Origin of the sequence: Streptomyces sp. NPDC093018, from assembly GCF_040684035.1 — a bacterium.
Taxonomy (GTDB): domain Bacteria; phylum Actinomycetota; class Actinomycetes; order Streptomycetales; family Streptomycetaceae; genus Streptomyces; species Streptomyces murinus.
In genome coordinates, this window is the sequence record NZ_JBFBFF010000004.1 from 106,660 (window position 1) to 125,155 (window position 18,496).

Annotated in this window: 16 protein-coding genes; 6 read left to right on the forward strand and 10 right to left on the reverse strand. The window is 73.2% G+C overall.

Going from position 1 to position 18,496, the window contains the following annotated elements; translation table 11 throughout:
• Window positions 1-54: 54 nt before the first annotated feature.
• Genes AB0N90_RS11045 through AB0N90_RS11060 form a run of 4 tightly spaced genes read right to left on the reverse strand, consistent with a single transcriptional unit; the run spans window position 55 to window position 4,994 of the window.
• Window positions 55-1,392 carry an AAA domain-containing protein gene (locus AB0N90_RS11045; RefSeq protein ID WP_365194971.1) on the reverse strand — a complete coding sequence of 446 codons (1,338 nt, stop codon included), beginning with the start codon at window positions 1,390-1,392 and terminating at the stop codon, window positions 55-57.
• The gene (locus AB0N90_RS11050; protein WP_365194973.1) at window positions 1,389-2,978 is read right to left on the reverse strand and encodes a hypothetical protein; all 1,590 of its coding nucleotides are present in this window, start codon (window positions 2,976-2,978) and stop codon (window positions 1,389-1,391) included. The genes AB0N90_RS11045 and AB0N90_RS11050 overlap by 4 nt, the downstream gene beginning before the upstream one ends.
• Window positions 2,969-4,060, reverse strand: a complete 1,092-nt coding sequence (locus AB0N90_RS11055) for a hypothetical protein (RefSeq protein ID WP_365195778.1) — start codon at window positions 4,058-4,060, stop codon at window positions 2,969-2,971. Before AB0N90_RS11055 ends, AB0N90_RS11050 begins: the two co-directional genes overlap by 10 nt.
• A gap of 1 nt (window position 4,061) precedes the next feature.
• A complete protein-coding gene (locus AB0N90_RS11060; RefSeq protein ID WP_365194976.1) occupies window positions 4,062-4,994 on the reverse strand; it encodes a phosphatase PAP2 family protein in 933 nt (310 codons plus the stop codon).
• Between the two features lie 238 nt (window positions 4,995-5,232).
• Between AB0N90_RS11060 and AB0N90_RS11065 the strand changes: the two genes are divergently transcribed.
• Window positions 5,233-5,829, forward strand: a complete 597-nt coding sequence (locus tag AB0N90_RS11065; protein WP_365194978.1) for a histidine phosphatase family protein — start codon at window positions 5,233-5,235, stop codon at window positions 5,827-5,829.
• 10 nt (window positions 5,830-5,839) lie between these two features.
• Here AB0N90_RS11065 and AB0N90_RS11070 read toward each other — a convergent pair whose 3' ends face one another.
• Window positions 5,840-7,321 (reverse strand): hypothetical protein, encoded by a 1,482-nt coding sequence (locus AB0N90_RS11070; protein WP_365194981.1) that lies wholly within the window; start codon window positions 7,319-7,321, stop codon window positions 5,840-5,842.
• 266 nt (window positions 7,322-7,587) lie between these two features.
• On the opposite strand from AB0N90_RS11070, the gene AB0N90_RS11075 reads away from it, so the two are divergent.
• Window positions 7,588-7,995, forward strand: coding sequence for a hypothetical protein (locus AB0N90_RS11075; protein ID WP_365194984.1), 408 nt, complete (start codon window positions 7,588-7,590; stop codon window positions 7,993-7,995).
• 56 nt (window positions 7,996-8,051) lie between these two features.
• A complete protein-coding gene (locus tag AB0N90_RS11080; RefSeq protein WP_365194986.1) occupies window positions 8,052-8,921 on the forward strand; it encodes a fused MFS/spermidine synthase in 870 nt (289 codons plus the stop codon).
• Window positions 8,922-9,009: 88 nt separating this feature from the next.
• On the opposite strand, the gene AB0N90_RS11085 is transcribed toward AB0N90_RS11080, so the two are convergent.
• Window positions 9,010-9,537: a hypothetical protein gene (locus AB0N90_RS11085; RefSeq protein WP_365194988.1), complete on the reverse strand. Its 528-nt coding sequence runs from the start codon at window positions 9,535-9,537 to the stop codon at window positions 9,010-9,012.
• Window positions 9,538-9,647: 110 nt separating this feature from the next.
• On the opposite strand from AB0N90_RS11085, the gene AB0N90_RS11090 reads away from it, so the two are divergent.
• The 3 genes from AB0N90_RS11090 (at window position 9,648) to AB0N90_RS11100 (ending at window position 13,309) form a co-directional block, all read left to right on the forward strand.
• Window positions 9,648-10,355 carry a response regulator transcription factor gene (locus tag AB0N90_RS11090; protein ID WP_365194991.1) on the forward strand — a complete coding sequence of 236 codons (708 nt, stop codon included), beginning with the start codon at window positions 9,648-9,650 and terminating at the stop codon, window positions 10,353-10,355.
• On the forward strand, window positions 10,352-11,755 hold the full coding sequence (locus AB0N90_RS11095) for a HAMP domain-containing sensor histidine kinase (RefSeq protein ID WP_365194993.1): 1,404 nt from the start codon (window positions 10,352-10,354) through the stop codon (window positions 11,753-11,755). Before AB0N90_RS11090 ends, AB0N90_RS11095 begins: the two co-directional genes overlap by 4 nt.
• Window positions 11,756-11,866: 111 nt before the next feature.
• Window positions 11,867-13,309 carry a cellulose binding domain-containing protein gene (locus AB0N90_RS11100; RefSeq protein WP_365194996.1) on the forward strand — a complete coding sequence of 481 codons (1,443 nt, stop codon included), beginning with the start codon at window positions 11,867-11,869 and terminating at the stop codon, window positions 13,307-13,309.
• A gap of 62 nt (window positions 13,310-13,371) precedes the next feature.
• On the opposite strand, the gene AB0N90_RS11105 is transcribed toward AB0N90_RS11100, so the two are convergent.
• The 4 genes from AB0N90_RS11105 to AB0N90_RS11120 form a co-directional block, all read right to left on the reverse strand.
• The gene (locus AB0N90_RS11105) at window positions 13,372-14,799 is read right to left on the reverse strand and encodes a GH1 family beta-glucosidase (protein ID WP_365195000.1); all 1,428 of its coding nucleotides are present in this window, start codon (window positions 14,797-14,799) and stop codon (window positions 13,372-13,374) included.
• Window positions 14,800-14,952: 153 nt separating this feature from the next.
• The gene (locus AB0N90_RS11110) at window positions 14,953-15,846 is read right to left on the reverse strand and encodes a carbohydrate ABC transporter permease (protein WP_361668483.1); all 894 of its coding nucleotides are present in this window, start codon (window positions 15,844-15,846) and stop codon (window positions 14,953-14,955) included.
• Window positions 15,843-16,865, reverse strand: a complete 1,023-nt coding sequence (locus AB0N90_RS11115; RefSeq protein WP_365195003.1) for a sugar ABC transporter permease — start codon at window positions 16,863-16,865, stop codon at window positions 15,843-15,845. The genes AB0N90_RS11110 and AB0N90_RS11115 overlap by 4 nt, the downstream gene beginning before the upstream one ends.
• Window positions 16,862-18,187, reverse strand: a complete 1,326-nt coding sequence (locus AB0N90_RS11120) for an ABC transporter substrate-binding protein (protein ID WP_365195006.1) — start codon at window positions 18,185-18,187, stop codon at window positions 16,862-16,864. The genes AB0N90_RS11115 and AB0N90_RS11120 overlap by 4 nt, the downstream gene beginning before the upstream one ends.
• Between the last annotated feature and the right edge of the window lie 309 nt (window positions 18,188-18,496).

The following is an 18,496-nucleotide window of genomic DNA, read 5'->3' on the forward strand; positions in this document are numbered from 1 at the left end:
CCGCGCCCCTGGGGAACTGCGGTGGCGTCGGCTGCCATGGCTCCGGGGTGTCGGTCATGGTCGCCAGCGCACCCGGTGCTCGGCCAGATGTGCCAGCACCGCGTGATTCGCCTCCCAGCCGTCCGGAAACTTGACCAGGGTGCCCAGTTGGACCGGTTCGGTGGAGGGGTAGTCGTCCAGGAGGTCGCTCACGCCCTCGCGGCAGACCACGATGCAGGCGTGCCGGTGCCGGGAGGCGAGGACGCACAGGCGGCCGGTCTCCAGATGGAAGGCGGTGGCGTCGGGGCGGCCGGAGAGCGGGTGCAGGACGACCGTGATGTCGTACTCGCGGCCCTGGAGCCGGTTCGCCGTGTCGACCGTCACCTCGAAGACGCCCAGGTCGGCCAGCGCGGAGCGGACCGCGGCCGCCTGGTCGCGATGGGCGGTGCCGACGGCGATCCGGGCGGCGGTCAGGGGAGCCGGGTCGGGGGAGCGCTCGGACACCGCCGCGCCGCCCCGGTCCAGCAGGCGGCGGACCACCGCGGCCACCGCGCGCACCGCCTCCGGGTCCGTGCGCGGGGTGTGCCGGGCGGGCAGCTCCAGCAGGCCCCAGCCGGTGACGGCCGCCTCGTCGATCACCCGGTCCGGGCCCGAGCCGTCGCCGGGCACGGCGAAGGCGAGCCGGCGGTCACCGGGCCCGGTGCCGCTGCGGAACGGGGTGTACGGGTAGAACGCGGCCGAGACCAGGGGCGCCGCGGACGCGGGCAGCCGCCAGGAGACCGGCAGCCGGTGCTGCGGCAGCCCGGGGTTGTGGGCGAGCAGCGTGGTGACGGCGGAGGCCGAGGGGTCGTACGACAGCCCCGCCCACTGCTCGCTGCCGACGATCGCGAACGGGTCCAGCTGACCGGGGTCGCCCACGAACAGCGCCCGCTCGAACAGACCGGCCACCGCGAGCAGCGAGTCCGAGCGCATCTGGTACGCCTCGTCCACGATCGCGTGCCGCCAGGGCTCGTCCACCTTCACATGCGCCCACTTCGCCGCCGTGGACAGCACCACCGGCAGCCCGGCGAGGTCGGCCGCCTTCGCCGACGTACGCACCTGGGGCAGCTCGTCCAGCGCCTTGTCGTACGCCTCGGCGTCGCTGCTGTGCAGCCGGCCCACCGGCAGCTCGGGGTTCTTCTCGGCGAGGCGCAGCACCAGGTCGTCCACCTGGGCATTGGTCTGCGCCACCACCATCAACGGGCGCCCCGCGTCCGCGAGTTCGAGCGCCGCCCGCACCACCAGGGTCGACTTGCCCGCGCCGGGCGGCGAGTCGACCACCACGCCCCGCTCGGTGGCGGCCAGCGTGTCGCGGAGGATCGCGTCCGTGGCGCGGGCGGCGGCGGCCCCGGGGTCGATGTCCACGGTCGTCACAGCACATCCTCCTCGGTGACCGGATCGGCGGCCTCCGCCGCCCCCTCGCCGGGCGGCCCGCCGTGCGTCCACGGGGTCTCCTCCGGGTCGGGCAGCTTCGCCCCACCGCGCTGCTCGTGCTCGAAGAGGGTGAAGCAGACCCGGTCGCCCTTCTCCGGCACCGAGCCCGGCTCCGGCTCCTTGCCGCGGCCCATCTTGTCGAGGATCCGCAGCACGACCACGTCCTCGGCCGCCTGCTCCACGAACTCCGCCGACTGCGGCCGGCCGGCCGGCGAGCGGTACACCTTCACCCGCTCCGCGAGCCGCGGCCGGTCGTCGGTGCGGACCGTCACCAGCGGGCGCGGACTGGGCCGTTTGCCCTCGCTGTACGCCATGACGACCTCGGTCACCTCGCCCGCGAACGCCTCCCCGGCCAGCCGCCGCCCCGCCATCACCAGCGGATCGTCCAGCGCCTCCTGCGCCTCCAGACGGGCCTGTTCCCGCTCCCGGGTGGCCAGTTTGTTCGCCGCCGTCACCGCGTCGTCCCGGCGCGGCTGCGGGGGTTCCCCGGCCAGCACCCGGTCCCGGTGCCCGGTGAACGACCAGCGGTCCCGGATCCAGCGCTCCTCGGCCCGCCCGCCCTCCGGCAGCGCCCGCAGCAGGTCCAGGCCCCGCCACACCGCGTCCCAGGTGGGCCGGGTCCGGCTCTCGATCAGCTCCCGGATCTCCCGCTCGGCCCGGCTGAGCGCGGCCAGCCGGTCGTCGGCCTCCAGCGGGTCCTCGGCGGCGGCGAGGGCGGTCCGCGCCCGGTCGTACCGCTCGATCGCCGGGGCCAGCAGCTTGTTGTCGAACGCCGGGTCGGTGGCCGGTCCTGCGGGCGGGCACCGCAGCTGTCCGGCCGGGTCCCGGTCCAGCTCGGCGGCCCGCGCGGCCTCGGCGCCGCTGCTGCCCGCCGGGAAATCGAGCCAGGCCAGCAGCGCGCCCAGATGCTGGTCCTCAAGACCCGACTGGCCGGTCGCCCAGTGCCGGGAGAGCACATCGGTGAGGGCGAGCAGCAGCGCGGAGCCGGGGACCCGGGAGCGCTCCCCGTAGTGGGTGAGCCAGCGCCCGAGCAGCGGGACCCGGGGCGGCGCCGGATAGGGCGCCTGCGGGTCCTGTTCGGCGGTGCGGCGGAACCGCATGGAGCGGCCCAGCAGCCGGACGAACGCCAGGCCCGCCCGGCTCGGCACGATCAGCTGGGGCGCGTCCGCGCACAGCTCCGTCTCGACCTTGACCCGCTTGCCGGTCTCCGGGTCGGTCTCGGTGCGCTCGGCCGCCTCCACCTCGGTGGCGTAGGAGTCGATGTACGGCAGGATCACGTCGGCCAGCTCGGCGAGGAACGTGAAGCGCAGATCGCGGTCCCGGGGCTGCGGCACGACCAGCAGCCGGGGGGCCTCCCGGTCGGTGCCGACCAGCGCGCCGAGCGGGGCGCCGGCCTCGCCCGCGGTGGTGAGCGGCACGAACACCAGGGGGCGGGCGGACAGATGCCGGTGCCGCACGGTCGCGACGGGCTGGGCCCGCCCGCTGCCCACGGCCTCCAGACGGGCGAGGGTGTCGATCAGCGACATACGGCCGCCACCTCCCGCGCCCGGGCCTCCTGGAGCGCCTCCGCGCGCAGGGCCGCCGCCCGGCGCAGCGCCGCGACCGCCGGATCGTCCGGGTCACCCAGCTCGCCGTGGGCCGCCGCGAGGACGTCCTCGACCGTGGTCAGGCCGCCCAGTTCGGCGCGCAGCGGGCGGCCGAGACGGGTGACCGCACCGGCCGCGCGGGCGCGTTCCCGGCAGTGGAAGGCCAGTTCGCAGGTGGACAGGCAGTCGGGCGCGTACGTCGCCGGGACCGCCGCCACCGCGGCGGTCAGCTCCTCGGTGTCCCGGTCGGGCGCGAAACAGGTGCCCTCGGGCAGCGCCTCGGCGATCTCCTCGATCCGGGTGAGCCGGGCGAGCTGCCGCGCGGTGACCGCCCGCTGCTTGCGCACATCGACGGCGGAGCCGGCCGGCAGGTTCGAGAAGTCCTTGGGGCACACCAGCAGCACCCGGTGACGCACCCGCGGGGCGGGGTCGAGGCGGGCGGCGACGTCCTCCAGGGCGAGCACGTACACCGCGGCCTGCCGGGCGGCGGCGCCCACCTTCGCCGGGTCCGCCGAGCCGTCCAGCATCGGGAAGGACTTGATCTCCACCACGGACCAGCTGCCGTCCGGGTGCACCACCACCGCGTCCGGCTCCAGGAACGCGAGCGAGCCCGCCACGCCCAGGGCGAGCATCGGGTGGTCCAGCAGCGTCCAGCCGCCCGCGCGGGCGGCCTCGCGCAGCGCGAGTGCCGTACGCGCCGTACGACCCTCGGGGCCCTGGGCGGTCAGGTCGGGCACCGCGGCGGCTTCCGGGGCCTCGGCGCCCGGGTCGAGCCGGGTGTGCGCGAGGCGCAGCAGCTCGGCGCCGCCGTCGGCCTTCACCTTGGCCTCGAACGCGTTGCCCCGGGTCAGCGCGAACTGCGACTGGCCGAAACCGGAGGGCGCCCCGAGCGCGCTCGCCAGCTTGGCCTTGTCCACCCCGGCGCCGTCCAGGATCGCCCGTCTGCGGCACCCGGGGTTCGCGGCCAGCGCCGCGAGGGCGCGCGCGTCCAGGGCCTTCGCCGGTACGTCGGCGCCGCGCAGCTCAGCGAGCCGCTGCCGGAGCCCCGTCGCCCGCGTCCGTGGGGGAGGGGTCCGGCTCGGCTTTGGTGCCGGGCCGCGACTCGCGCTGCCGTGGAATTCGCTCACCCGCGGAAGTCTGGCATCCGCCACTGACAATCGGGGAACTCCCGGCCCCGAAGCCCTTGAACAGCCGGGCCCGGACCAGGTCGACGGCCCGCAGCACACGCGGCGCGAGCAGGTGGCCGACGCCCATCACGGCGATGCCGGCGAGCGCGTCCAGGAGGTAGTGGTTGGCGGTGCCCATGACGACCAGCGCGGTGCCCAGCGGATAGAGCACGGCCAGCACCTTGGTGAGCCGGGTGCCGCCGTGCCGCCACAGCATCACCCCGCACCACAGCGCCCAGCCGACGTGCAGGCTCGGCATCGCCGCGTACTGGTTGGTCATGCCGCCCAGACCGCGCGGGGCGCTGGCGTCGCCGCCCCACCAGCCGTACGAGCTGTAGTGGGCCATGGTGTCCACGAAGCCCTCGTTCGCGGCGAGCAGCCGGGGCGGGCAGGTCGGCACCAGGGTGAAGCCGATCAGTCCGATGAACGTGGACGTCATCAGCCAGGCGCGGGCCCGCCGGTAGTGCTCGGCGCGGTTGCGGAACAGCCAGATCAGGATCGCGGGCGTGACCAGGTAGTGCAGCGAGGCGTACCAGAAGTCCGCGGGTATCCCGAGCCAGGGCTCGCGGGTGAACAGGCGGTTGAGGGGGTGCTCGGCGTTCAGGTGGAGCAGCTTCTCGGCGCGCAGCAGCGCGAGGCCGTGGTCCACGGCGTCGTCGACGTCGCCGCGCACCAGGAGGCGGCCGGCCGAGTAACAGCCGTAGACCAGCAGGAGCAGCGGCAGCTCGGTCCACCAGCGCAACCGGGTGCGGGGCGCCACCTCGGTGCCCGGTGTCTCGGTCTGCGCCATCCGATCGCCCTCCCCCTTCTGCGGTACGGCCGCCCCGGCGGGCGACCGTGCCACTTTACGGTGTCCTTCTCCTGCCCACGCGGGTGCTCCGGAGTCGTCCGGTGTGGACGGCTCCGGCCCACAAAGACGCCGAGACCGGGCGCGGGGTTGCCCCTGAGGGTGTGAGCGATGATGGAGGGGCCGACTCTTGTTGTTCCTGTGACGTCTTTTGGGCGTCCGTCTCCCGGAAAGGTCCCCCATGGCACCGCGCATCCTGCTGGCCCGGCACGGACAGACGGCTTGGTCGCTGTCCGGCAAGCACACCGGCAGGACCGATGTGCCGCTCCTGGAGGAGGGCCGGCACGGCGCGAAGCTGCTCGGGGAACGCCTGCACCGGGCGCCGCTCAGCGGACTGCCCGGTGTGGAGGTCCGCACCAGCCCGCTCGTGCGCGCCGCGGAGACCTGTGCGCTGGCCGGGTTCGGGGAGCGGGCCGAGACCTGGGACGCGCTGCTGGAGTGGGACTACGGCGCGTACGAGGGCCTGACCCCGGCGGAGATCCAGGCGGTCCGCCCCGGCTGGCTGATCTGGCGCGACGGCGTCCCCGAAGGGGAGAGCGTCGCCGAGGTCACCGCCCGCGCGGACGAGGTCGTCGCCTGGGCCCGCGCCGCCGACCGCGACGTCCTCCTCTTCGCCCACGGCCACATCCTGCGCTCCCTGGCCGCACGCTGGCTGGGCTTCCCTCTCGACTTCGCCGCCCGCATCCGGCTGAACCCGACGTCCCTGTCGATCCTGGGCTGGGCGTACGGCGAACCGGCACTGGAGAGCTGGAACGACGTGGGCCACTTGGCGGGCTAGGGTCTTTCGCCTAGGCCCCAGCGATCCTCGGATACGCCTTGTGCCGGTCGAGGAAGTCGGAGACCCCGGACGCGCGCCGATGCGGCAGCAGCACCCGCGCCGTCCCGGCCAGCATCGTCTGGATACGGGACGACTGCACCTGGTCCAGCAGCGACAGCACCCGCATCCCCGCTTCCGCCGCCTCGTCGGGACGGCCCTCGCGGGCGAGGTCGTCGGCGAGTTCCGCCGTGTACAGGGCGATGTTCCGGGAGAAGTGGGGGTCCTGGAGGTCCGCCGCCCGCTGGGCGTGCCGGGACGCCCGCGGCCAGTCGCCCAGCGTGGACCAGCACTGCGCCTCCAGCCCCTCCAGCTCGGCCTCGCCGTAGAAGCTCATCCACTCGGGGTCGGCCGCGGAGCGCCCCCGCGCGAACAGGGCCTGTGCCCGGGCGAGCGCCCGCGCGCAGCCGGTGCGGTCGGCCAGCCCCGCCCAGCCGCCCGCCTCGCGCAGCGCGAGCAGGGAGTTCAGCCGGTCGGAACCGAGCGGCCGGGCCGCCCGCTGCGCGGCCTGTGCGGCGCGCACCGCCTCCCGGGGCCGCCCCGCGTCCCGCGCCAGGAACGCGGTGTTGCAGAAGGCGTGCGCCTCCAGCCCCTCGTCCCCGGTCATCCGGGCCGTGGCCAGCGCCTCCGCGTAGTGCGAGCGCGCGTCGTCGAAGCGGCCGGAGTCGTGCGCCAGCCAGCCCACGGAGATGGCGAGTTCACCGGCGCCCGTGTGCAGCCGCTCGACGGTGGCCTGCCGGGTCGCGCCCGCGTCCAGCAGCGCGTACGCCGCGCGCAGGGGAGCCGCCGCGCGCCGGTAGAGGCCGTCCGCGCCGTGCCGGTCGTCCAGCAGCCGGATCCGGCGGACCGCATCCTCCAGGGCCGTCGCCTCGGTGCTGCCCGGCCGGCGCGAGCGGCGGGGCGCGGGTACGGCGTCCGGGGTGAGCCCCAGCGGGCCCAGCGCGGCGGCGGCCACGGTGGCCCCGCCGGTCATGAATGCGCGACGCAGCACGTCGCTCTCCTCGTGGTTCGGATGGTCGTACGGGTACGGCCCCTGGGGGTCGCACACCTCGTGCGGGTCATACGGGTCATGCGCGTGGTGCTGGTCCTGCGGCTCGCCCGGGTACCCGGCGACGGCCTTCTCTACCCCGCCCGCGGTGAGCGCCGGCGGAGCGGTACGCGCCGCGCGGCCGCGGACGGACGAGCGGGGCGCGAAGCCGAGGTCGGCGAGCGTACGACCGGGGAACATATGCAGGAACACCCGCTCGTAGGCGTAGTTCGGGCAGCGGATCTCACCCGCCTCGACCCGCCCGACGTAGCGCGCGTCACAGCTCACCCGCTCACCGATCTCCCGCGCGGCCCGCCGCACCAGCGCCGCGAACTCGGCCGGTGAGCGCCGGCCGCGCAGCCGCCGGAAGGCGAGGTTCGGCCGGGATGGCCGCTCGGGCTGTGACGAGGTCACGGTAGACGACGCCATGGCCGGGTCCTCTCGTGCGAACCGTCGAACCATGCCGGTACCGGGGCGGGTTCGGGACATGGCGCCCGAGTGGTGCCCTGGTTCCGGCGAGCAAGAACGTACCGGCTGTGAGGGTCCCGCCACGCTGGGTTTGGCCACAAAAGCGGATATCTCATCCGTGATCTGCCATGAAGTGCCATCCTTTGCGGCGCACTTGTGCCGTAGCCGTTGACGGGATGGCGCGTTGAACGTGTTGACCGCGACAGTGCTGTGTGGTGGAGGCGGGCATGGAGACCAGCCAGAGCAGTGAACCGTGTACCTCGCCGTCGCCGCCCGTTCCGGGCGACACGGTGTGCGACCTGGTGACCGTACCGGCCCGGCAGGGCCTGGAAGCGGTCGACATCCTGCGGCGCGCGGCCGCGGACGCGGTCGGACCGGTGCTGCACGACGACGACCGGGACACCCTCGGCTTCCTGGTGCCCGCGGGCACCGCGGCCGGCTGGGACGTGCCGGGCAGCACCTGCACGGAGACCAACGGGCGCGGTCTGCGCCTCGCCCCGGAGCCTCCGGTCGCGGGCGCCGACTGGCTGCTGCCCCCCGGTGAGGAGGACGGCCTCGCCACCGACCCGGCCGTCCTGCGCGAGGCACTCGGCGAGGCGGCGCGCCTGATCGAGGCCGCCGACAAATGCTGCTGAAGCCGTCGGAGAACGCTGCTGAAACGTTTACCGCGGGGACCTGAGAAAATGACCGGATGGGCAGGTCAAGGAACCCGCGGCGGGCAGCGGCCGCCACCGCCGCCGCAGAAGAAGCCGTCGACGGCGGTCTGGCGCGACTCGTCCCCGACCCGGACCGGAGCCGGGCCTGGACGCTGCTGATCGACGGGGCGCCCCAGTCGCACGTCGACCTGGACGACCCCGGGTATCTCTCCTTCGACTACCAGCGCCGCCTCGGCCATGTCATCGACCTCGCCGCGCCGCCCGGCAAGCCCGTGCACGCCGTCCATCTGGGCGGCGGCGCCTTCACCCTCGCCCGCTATGTCGCCGCCACCCGGCCCCGGTCCACCCAGCAGGTCGTGGAGCGGGACGCGAGCCTTGTGCAACTGGTCCGGCGGGAGCTGCCGTTGGATCCGAACGCCCGGATCCGGGTGCGCTCCGCGGACGCCCGTGCGGGACTCGGCAAGGTGCCCGACGGCTGGGCCGATCTGATCGTCGCCGATGTCTTCAGCGGCGCCCGCACCCCCGCCCACCTCACCTCCACCGAGTTCCTCGACGAGGTGCGCCGCGCCCTGAAACCGTCCGGGATCTACGCCGCCAACCTCGCCGACGGGCCACCGCTCACCCATCTGCGCGGCCAGATCGCCACCGCGGCGGCCCGGTTCGCCGAACTCGCGCTGATCGCCGACGCGGCCGTACTGCGCGGCAAACGCTTCGGCAACGCGATCCTGGTCGCCTCCGACCTGCCGCTGCCACTGCCCGAACTCACCCGGCGCGCCGCCTCCGACCCGCACACCGCCCGGGTCGAACACGGCCGCCGGCTCACCGACTTCACCGGCGGCGCGCAGCCGGTGACGGACGCGGCGGCCGTGGACTCCCCGGCGCCGCCGCCCTCGGTGTTCCGCTGAGCGCCGGTGTTCCGCTGAACCCCGGCGGGCCGGTGAATCCCGGTGTTCCCCCGAAACCCGGCGGGCCGGTGGATCCCGGCGGTCCGCCTCAGTAGGTGCCGATCTCCACGTGCGGCGGCCCGTCGTGCCAGGTGCAGAACACCGACACCCGGTCCGTGCCCCGGCTGAACTCCACCCGGATCCACGTCGCCGTCTTCCACACCTGCATCGACCAGCCGGCCCCCGGCGTCGCCGAGACGAGCGTGGCATCGGCCGCGCCCAGCTCGAACACCGCGTGGCCGCCGTCGGTGTCGTACGCCTTGACCTTGCCGGAGGCGGTGGCGGAGGGGGCAGGCGCGGAGGAGGGGCCCGGGGAGCGGCGGACGGGCGCCGTGGGGGAGGGGGAGGCGGACGGGGCCGCGGGGTGCGAGCGGGACGGCCGGAGAGGTGACGGCGCGTCCGGGGCCGTGGCCGACGTCGCCCTCGTCGTCGGGGCGCCCGCGCCCACGACCGGCAGCGCGCGCGGCGGGGCGTACGCCGTCCCCGCCATCACCGTGTGCACGCCCCACCACGACAGCGTGACCGCCGCGCCCGTCGCGAGCAGCCAGGCCAGTACGTGTACGAGTCCTCTGCGCATCGCGCCCATCCTGCCCCACCGGTCACACCCGATCGGCACCGGTTGTCCACAGCCGCGGAGTTGTCCACAGGCCCGCACCGGGTTCTCGCGCATGGCGTACGGTGCGGCGCATGGCAAGTGTGCTCGTGGTCGAGGACGACCAGTTCGTACGCTCCGCGCTCATCCGGCAGTTGACCGACGCCTCGCACACCGTGCGCTCCGTCGGTACGGCACTGGAGGCGCTGCGCGAGGTCGCCCATCACCGCTTCGACGTGGTCATCCTGGACCTCGGACTGCCGGACCTGGACGGCTCCGAGGCCCTGAAGATGCTGCGCGGCATCACCGACGTGCCGGTCATCATCGCCACCGCCCGGGACGACGAGGCGGAGATAGTACGGCTGCTGAACGCGGGGGCGGACGACTATCTGACCAAGCCGTTCTCCGTCGGCCATCTCTCCGCCCGGATCTCGGCGGTGCTGCGCCGGGCCCGCGCCACCGGCGGCGAGGTGCCGCCCTCCACCGTGCTGCGCGTCGGCGGTCTGACCGTGGACCCGCTGCGCCGCCAGGCCGAGCTGGACGGCACCCGGCTCGACCTCACCCGCCGCGAGTTCGACCTGCTCGCCTTCCTCGCCGGCCGCCCCGGCGTCGTCGTCCCCCGCAGGGAGCTGCTCGCCGAGGTCTGGCAGCAGTCGTACGGCGACGACCAGACCATCGACGTCCATCTGTCCTGGCTGCGCCGGAAACTGGGGGAGACGGCGGCCCGGCCGCGCTATCTGCACACCCTGCGGGGCGTCGGCGTGAAGCTGGAACCCCCGGCGGAGTCGGAGCCGGTGCGATGAGGTGGGCGCTGGTCAAGGTCTGCCTGGCGGTCACCACCATGGTCGTCGTCGCCTTCGCCGTGCCGCTCGGCCTGGTGGTCCGGGAGATGGCCCGCGACCGCGCCTTCGCGGGTGCCGAGCGGGAGGCCGCCGCCGTGGCGCCCGCGCTGTCCATCACCACCGACCGGGACGAGCTGGAGCGGGTGGTGGCCGCCGCGGGCGCCGACTCCGGGAGGGCCGTCCATCTGCCCGCCGAGGGCGCCCGCGGCGCGCTCGACATCGGCGCCTCCCGCGCCACCGGCCATGACATCCAGGCGGTACGACGGCTCGGGCGCGCCTCCACCACCACCGTCACCGGCGGCTTCGCGCTGCTGCAACCGGTGGCGCTCGGCTCCGGCGCGATCGCCGTGGTCGAGGTGTACGTCCCGGAGTCCGAGGTGACCAATGGCGTGGGCACGGCCTGGGCGGTGCTGGCCGGTGTCGGCCTCGCGCTGATCGTCGGCTCGGTCGCCGTCGCCGACCGGCTCGGGGTGCGCATGGTGCGGCCCGCGCGCCGGCTGGTCGAGGGCGCGCGGGAGCTGGGCGAGGGCGAGCTGGGCGCCAGGGTGCCGGAGGAGGGCCCGACCGAACTGCGGCTCGCGGCGGTCGCGTTCAACTCCATGGCCGACCAGGTCGTCCGGCTCCTCGCGGGCGAGCGGGAGCTGGCCGCCGACCTCTCCCACCGGCTGCGCACCCCGCTGACCGTCCTGCGGCTGAACGCGGCCTCGCTGGGCGCCGGACCGGCCGCCGAGCAGACCCGCGCGGCCGTCGCCCAGCTGGAGCGCGAGGTGGACACCATCATCCGCACGGCGCGCGAGGCCAAGCCCCAGACGGCCGCGCCCGGACCCGGTGCCGGGTGCGACGCGGCCGAAGTGGTCGGCGAGCGGATGGAGTTCTGGTCCGCGCTCGCCGAGGACGAGGGCCGCACCTGGCGGGTGGCCGGGGCGGACCGCCCGGTGCGGATACCCGTGGCCCGCGCCGACCTGGCCGCCGCCCTCGACGCCCTGCTCGGCAATGTCTTCCGGCACACCCCGGAGGGCACCGCCTTCGCGGTGGACGTGCACCAGGGCGAGGACGCGGTGATCGTGCTGGTCTCCGACGCGGGCCCCGGCATACCCGACCCCGAGGCGGCGCTGGCCCGCGGCCGGGGCTCGGGGACCACGGGCTCGACCGGGCTCGGCCTCGACATCGTGCGCAGGCTCGCCGAGTCCACCGGCGGCGACGTCCGCATCGGCGCCTCCGTGCTGGGCGGCAGCGAGATACGCATCCGCTTCCAGCGGGACGCGCGCGGGCCGCAGCGGCGGGGACACCGGGGTGCCGTGCGACGGCGTGGGGCACGCCGGCTGGTCTCGACCTTTAACCGGCCCCGATCCCTTCCTTAAGCGAACCCTAAGGACGACAACGGCCGTCCGCATCAAGCGGTTTGCCCGATTCCGGCTCGCTAGCGTGCTGCCGCACCACACCCCCCGTGACGAACGAAGGCAGGCATGCGCATGAGCACCCACCGGCGCAGGATCAGTGGCAGGAACAAGGCGATAGGCGGCATCGTCGCCGCGGCCGTGGTCGGCGGCGGCGCACTCCTGTTCACGGGCACGGCGAACGCCGCCGGGGTGAACGCCGCGTACACCAGGACCAGCGACTGGTCCACCGGCTACACCGGCCAGTACGTCGTCACCAACAACAGCACCCAGCAGGAGAAGACCTGGACCCTGGAGTTCGACCTGCCGGCCGGGGCGAAGCTGTCCTCGCTGTGGAACGGCGTATCGAGCGTCAGCGGGAGCCATGTCACGGTCCGCCCGGCGAGCTGGGACACCACCGGTCTCGCCCCCGGCAAGTCGGTGACCGTCGGCTTCGTGGTCGAGGGCGGCGGCGCCCCGACGGGCTGTCGTATCGACAACAGCTCCTGCTCCACCGACGACGGACCGGCCCCCGAGCCGAGCGGCCGACCCACCGAGACCGGGACCCCCACCCCGACCCCCACGCCCACCAAGACCGCCACCCCCACCCCCACGCCGACCACGAGCACCGGTTCCGGCACCGCCGCGTCCGCCGGGTTCGCGCCCTACGTGGACACCTCCCTCTACCCGGCCTTCGACCTCCTCGGGGCCGCCGACGCCACCGGGGTGAAGAACTACAACCTGGCCTTCATCACCGACGGCGGCGGCTGCACCCCCAAGTGGGGCGGTGTCACCGAGGTGAGCAGCGACGCCGTGGCCGCGCAGATCGGCGCCCTGCGCGCCAAGGGCGGTGACGTCCGGGTCTCCTTCGGCGGCGCCTCCGGCTCCGAGCTGGCCACCACCTGCACCTCCGCGGACGCGCTGGCGGCGGCGTACGGCAAGGCGATCGACGCGTTCAAGCTGACCAAGGTCGACTTCGACGTGGAGGGCGGCGCGCTGTCGAACACGGCCGCCAACACCCGCCGCGCCCAGGCCATCGCCAAGCTCCAGGCCCAGCACCCCGGTCTGGACGTCTCCTTCACCCTCCCGGTGATGCCCGAGGGCCTCACCCAGGACGGCGTCAACCTGCTGTCCAACGCCAAGGCCAACGGCGTCAGGACCGGCCTGGTCAACATCATGGCGATGGACTACGGCTCCTCGTACAACGGCGACATGGGCGGCTACGCCGAGCAGGCCGCGACCGCCACCCAGGCCCAGGTCAAGAGCGTGCTCGGGCTCTCCGACGCGGCCGCCTGGAAGACCGTCGCCGTCACCCCGATGATCGGGGTCAACGATGTCTCCGCCGAGACCTTCACGGTCTCCGACGCCACCCAGCTGGCGGGCTTCGCCGCGAGCAAGGGCCTGGGCGGCCTGTCCATGTGGTCCGCCGCCCGCGACCAGCAGTGCCCCGGCGGCCCCAAGCCCTCCGCCGACCCGACATGCAGCTCCGTCGCCCAGGACAAGTGGGCGTTCTCGAAGGCCTTCGCCGCCTTCAAGTGACCCATGGGCACGTGTAAGGGGCGCGGCAGCGGGCTGCCGCGCCCCTCGCGCACACGGTCAGCTCACGCCGCGTCGACCGGCGGCAGCTCGCCCGTCCGCGCCGCCCTGCCGTACCAGTGGGCGCTCGACTTCGGGATGCGCTCCAGGGTCGCGTAGTCGACGTACACCGCGCCGAACCGCTTGCCGTAGCCGTACGCCCACTCGAAGTTGTCCATCAGGGACCACAGGTAGTAGCCGCGCACATCGGCCCCGTCCGCGATGGCGCGCTCGACCTCGGCGAGGTGGGCCCGCAGATAGGCGATGCGCTCGGGGTCGTGCACCCGGCCCTCGGCGTCCGGCTTGTCGTCGTAGGCCGCGCCGTTCTCCGTGATGTACAGCCGCAGCCCCGGGGCCTCCCGGGAGTAGCGCATGATCAGCTCGTGCAGGCCGCTCGGGTCGATGGTCCAGCCCATCTCGGTGCGCTCGCCCGGCGTCTGGTGGAACAGCACGTCGTCGGCGCCGGGCCAGGGGGAGTGCGCGCTGGCGCCGTGGCCGTCCGCGCGCGGGCCCGCGACCTTGCCGGGGGCGGCCGAGACCAGCGCGGGGGTGTAGTAGTTCAGGCCCAGCGCGTCCAGCGGTGCCTTGGCCGCGGCGAGGTCGCCGTCCCGCACGAACGACCAGTCGGTGACCGAGGCGGTGTCCGCGAGCAGCGAGGCGGGGTACGCGCCGTGCAGCATCGGGCCGTGGAAGACGCCGTTGGCCAGGTCGTCGATGCGCCTGACCGCCGCGAGGTCGGCCGGGTCCTGCGAGAGCGGCCGTACCACCGAGGAGTTGAGGCTGACCGCGATCTGGTTGCGGGTGGGCATCACCGAGCGCAGCGCCGAGACGGCGAGGCCGTGGCCCAGGTTGAGATGGTGGGCGGCGCGCAGCGAGGCCGCCGGGTCGGTGCGGCCGGGGGCGTGCACTCCGGAGCCGTAGCCCAGGAAGGCGCTGCACCAGGGCTCGTTGAGGGTGATCCACTGCTCCACCCGGTCGCCCAGGGCGTCCCCGACGAGCTGCGCGTACTCCGCGAACCGCAGTGCGGTCTCCCGCTCCGGCCAGCCGCCCGCGTCCTCCAGCTCCTGCGGCAGGTCCCAGTGGTAGAGGGTGACGGCGGGCTGGATGTTGTGCTCCAGCAGGTCGTCCACGAGCCGGCGGTAGAAGTCCAGGCCCACCTGGACCGCGGGGCCCCGGCCGGTCGGCTGCACCCGGGACCAGGAGACGGAGAACCGGTAGGCGTTCAGGCCGAGGTCGGCCATGAGCGCGACGTCCTCGCGGTAGCGGTGGTAGTGGTCGACGGCGATGTCACCGTGGTCACCGCCCGCCGTCCTGCCCGGGGTGTGGCTGAACGTGTCCCAGATCGAGGGGGTGCGGCCGCCCTCCCGTACCGCGCCCTCGATCTGGTACGCCGAGGTCGCACAGCCCCAGAGGAAGTCGGTCGGGAAGGTGACGGGGGTGAGGGGTTCAGGCATGGAAGCGCTCCCATGAGAGTTGGAGGGGCCGGAGGTGGGGTGCGGTCCGAGCGGGCGGACCCCGGGGTGCGGACCGGCGCGGGCCGGGGTGGGCGGACGAGGGGGCCGGGCGGTGACGGCCCGGCCCCGTGCGGGGTGATCGGCCGGCCGGGCTCAACCCTTGATCGCGCCCTGCATGATCCCGCCCACGATCTGCTTGCCGAACAGCAGGAAGGCGATCAGCAGCGGCAGGGTGCCGAGCAGTGCGCCCGCCATGATCACCGACTGGTCCGGGACATAGCCGGTGCCCAGCGAGTTCAGGGCCACCTGCACGGTCGGGTTCTGCTGGTTCAGGGCGATGATCGGCCACAGGAAGTCGTTCCAGGCGAACACGAAGGTCAGCAGCCCGAGCACCGCCATCGCGGGCCGTGCGGCCGGGAAGACCACGTGCCAGACGATGCGCAGACTGCTCGCCCCGTCCACCCGCGCCGCCTCCACCAGCTCCGAGGGCAGCGCCTGTACCAGGTACTGCCGCATGAAGAAGGTGCCGAAGGCGGTCACCAGGCTCGGCAGGATCACCGTCTGGAGCTGGTTCGACCAGCCGAGGTTCGCCATCCACAGATACAGCGGTACGACGGCCAGCTGCGGCGGGATCATCATGGTGCCGACGGTCAGCAGCAACAGCAGCCCGGAGAAGCGGAACCGGAGCTTGGCGAAGGCGAACCCGGCCAGCGTCGCGAACAGCACCGTGCTGACCGTGATGGTGCCCGCCACGAACACCGAGTTGACCATCGCGGTGCCGAGCCCGGCCTGGTCCCAGGCGGCCTGGAGGTTGCTGAACAGATTGCCGCCGAACCACAGCGGGGGCGGGGTCTGCGCGAGCCGCCGGTCGGTGCGGGAGGCCGCGATCGCCGTCCACACCAGCGGGGCGAGCGAGACCAGCGCGAAGACGGCCAGGACGACGTACGTCACCGGACCCGCGTGCAGTTGCTTGCCGGCGCCCAGCACCCGGCGCCGGGTGCGCGTGGGCCGCGCCTTCGGCGGCAGCGTCAGTTCACTGGTGGTCATTGGGATTTCCTCAGCCGTCGGGTGAGCAGCAGATTGACCGCGGCGATGATCAGCAGGATCAGGAACATCGACCAGGCGATCGCGGACGCCTTGCCGAGGTTGCCGACGATCCAGCCCTGGTCGTACATGTACAGACCGAGCGTCTGGTACTGGTGCTCGGAGCCGCCCTTGGACCCGCTGACCCCGCCGAACAGCAGCGGCTCACCGAAGAGTTGGGTCGCGCCGATGGTGGAGACCACGACCGTGAACAGGATCGTCGGGCGCAGCTGCGGGACGGTGACATGGCGGAACTGCTGCCAGCGGTTGGCACCGTCGAGCGCCGCCGACTCGTACAGGTCGGCGGGTATGGCCTGCATGGCGGCGAGATAGATCAGCGCGTTGTAGCCGGTCCACCGCCAGACCACGATGGAGGACACCGCGAACTGCGAACCCCAGTCGGACTCACGCCAGTTGACCGGGCCCACCCCGACGAAGTGCAGCAGCCAGTTGATCATGCCGCCGTCCCACGAGTACAGCAGCGTGAACACCAGGGTCGCCGCGGCCACCGAGGTGGCGTACGGGGTCAGCATCACCACGCGCCACACGGTCGAGCCGCGCAGCCGGTAGTTCAGCAGATGGGCGAGCCCGAGCGCGGCCAGCAGCTGCGGCACCGTCGAGATCACACCGATGGTGAAGGTGTTCTTCAGCGCGTTCCAGAAGAAGTCCGAGGACAACAGGTTCTTGTAGTTGTCCAGGCCGGTCCAGGTCTGGTGGTCCAGCGAGGAAAGCTGCACATTGTGCAGTGAGTACCAGGCCGTGTAGAGCAGCGGGACCAGGGTGAAGGCCCCGAACAGGATGAAGAAGGGGGCGACGAACGCGTATGGCGACCCCTTCATGTCCCAGCGGTAGAGCCGGCTGCGCCAGGAGCCGGCCGACGGCCCGCCGGGGCCGTGAGCGCCCCGGGCCGCGCCCGGCGGGGTGCCGGGCGCGGCCTCGGCGCTCGACGCGGAGTGCGCGAGAGCCTCGTTGGAGCTGGTCACTGGCCGAGCACGTCCTTGATCTCCTTGGACGCGGCGTCCCAGCCCTGGGCCGGCGTCTTGCCCTTCTGCTCGACCTGGAGGATGCCGACGTCCGTGATGGCGGTGGTCATCGGCTGGTCCTTGATGCCGAAGATCTGCGTCGGGATCGTCTTCGCCGAGTCGGAGAAGATCTGGGTGAGCGGCGCGTTCGAGAAGTAGGCGGTGGTGTCCGCGGCCGGCTTCAGGTCCGGGTAGGCCGAGGGGGTCGACGGGAAGCTCGCCTGCTTGGAGAACACCTTCTCCTGCTGCGCGGGCTCGGTCAGCCACTTGGCCAGCGCGATGGCCTCCTTCTGGTGCTTGCCCGCGTTCGGCACACCGATCCAGGAGCCGCCCCAGTTGGACGCGGTGGGCGCCGCCGCCACGTCCCAGTTGCCCTTGCCGGAGTCACCGGACTTCTGCTCGATGTAGCCGACCATCCAGGCCGGGCAGGCGACGGTGGCGAAGGAGGCGTTGGCGTAGCCCTGGTCCCAGGTCGGGTCGAACTGCTTGAGCTTCGCCGACATGTTGCTGGTGGCGACGGTCATCGCCACGTTCCAGGCCTTCTTCACGCCCTGCGACTTGTCCCAGATGACGTTGCCGTCCTTGTCGTAGTAGCGGTCCGCGCCGCCACCGAGGGCCGCGTTGTACACGGAGGCCGCCGAGTCCACGTACTTGGTGCCCTTGGGCGCCTTCTGCATGTACTGCTTGCCGACGTCGACGTACTTGGCCCAGTCGCCCTTCCACATCTGGGCGAGCTTGTCCCGGTCGGTGGGCAGGCCCGCCTTCTGGAACAGGTCCTTGCGGTAGCAGATCGCCATCGGGCCGATGTCGGTCCCGAGCCCGATCAGCTTGCCGTCCTTGGTCGTGGCCTGGGCGTTCTTCCAGTCCAGCCACTGGGACTTGTCGACGTACTTGCTCATGTCGACGAACTTGTCGGCCTGCGTCTGCACGGCCTCGGTGATGTTGCCGATCTCGATGGCCTGAATGTCATCGGTGCCGGAGCCGGCCTGGAGGCGGGTGAGCACCTTCGGCCAGTAGACGTCGGTACGGGTGGTGACGTTCTCCTTGATGTTGATGTCCGGGTGCAGCTTCATGTACTCGTCGTAGAGGCCGGCCTGCTTGTAGCCGAAGACGCCGTAGGTCCCGACGGTCAGCGTGATCTTGCCGTTGCCGTTGCCGCCGTCCGCGTTGTCCGAGGAGCCGTCCTTGGCGTCCTTGGCGCAGCCGGCCAACAAACTCGTGGTCAGCGCGGCGACGGCCGCCAGGGCCATCATCCGCCTGGACCGGCGGAAGTTCGTGCGCATTGCGTCCTCCTGTTGCCTGACGTGCCGACCCCCCGGCCGACTGCATGGAATCGGGCCCGTTCGTCACGCGCTGCGGCTCGGGCGGGGAACGTGCGGGTTGTGTAGGTGTCAGGTACTGTGGGAGCGCTCCCACAAGTGATGGCTTGAAGAGTCGTCGGTTCGGAGCGGGGTGTCAAGGGACCTGACGCGGGGGGTTGGGTTCAGTTATCGGAGCGTTAACTGGCCCGCACAGGTGGGGCGTTCGGGGCGCCAGGGGCATACGGGGCCGATGGGGTCCCGGGTGGGACTGTTAGATTCCAGCCAACCGGA

Coding starts and splice junctions, on each gene's coding strand:
- AB0N90_RS11100 (WP_365194996.1), top strand. CDS start 11,867: ATGAGCACCCACCGGCGCAGGATCAGTGGCAGGAACAAGGCGATAGGC.
- AB0N90_RS11095 (WP_365194993.1), top strand. CDS start 10,352: ATGAGGTGGGCGCTGGTCAAGGTCTGCCTGGCGGTCACCACCATGGTC.
- AB0N90_RS11075 (WP_365194984.1), top strand. CDS start 7,588: ATGGAGACCAGCCAGAGCAGTGAACCGTGTACCTCGCCGTCGCCGCCC.
- AB0N90_RS11060 (WP_365194976.1), bottom strand. CDS start 4,994: ATGGCGCAGACCGAGACACCGGGCACCGAGGTGGCGCCCCGCACCCGG.
- AB0N90_RS11110 (WP_361668483.1), bottom strand. CDS start 15,846: ATGACCACCAGTGAACTGACGCTGCCGCCGAAGGCGCGGCCCACGCGC.
- AB0N90_RS11050 (WP_365194973.1), bottom strand. CDS start 2,978: ATGTCGCTGATCGACACCCTCGCCCGTCTGGAGGCCGTGGGCAGCGGG.
- AB0N90_RS11105 (WP_365195000.1), bottom strand. CDS start 14,799: ATGCCTGAACCCCTCACCCCCGTCACCTTCCCGACCGACTTCCTCTGG.
- AB0N90_RS11065 (WP_365194978.1), top strand. CDS start 5,233: ATGGCACCGCGCATCCTGCTGGCCCGGCACGGACAGACGGCTTGGTCG.
- AB0N90_RS11090 (WP_365194991.1), top strand. CDS start 9,648: ATGGCAAGTGTGCTCGTGGTCGAGGACGACCAGTTCGTACGCTCCGCG.
- AB0N90_RS11080 (WP_365194986.1), top strand. CDS start 8,052: ATGGGCAGGTCAAGGAACCCGCGGCGGGCAGCGGCCGCCACCGCCGCC.
- AB0N90_RS11070 (WP_365194981.1), bottom strand. CDS start 7,321: ATGGCGTCGTCTACCGTGACCTCGTCACAGCCCGAGCGGCCATCCCGG.
- AB0N90_RS11085 (WP_365194988.1), bottom strand. CDS start 9,537: ATGCGCAGAGGACTCGTACACGTACTGGCCTGGCTGCTCGCGACGGGC.
- AB0N90_RS11120 (WP_365195006.1), bottom strand. CDS start 18,187: ATGCGCACGAACTTCCGCCGGTCCAGGCGGATGATGGCCCTGGCGGCC.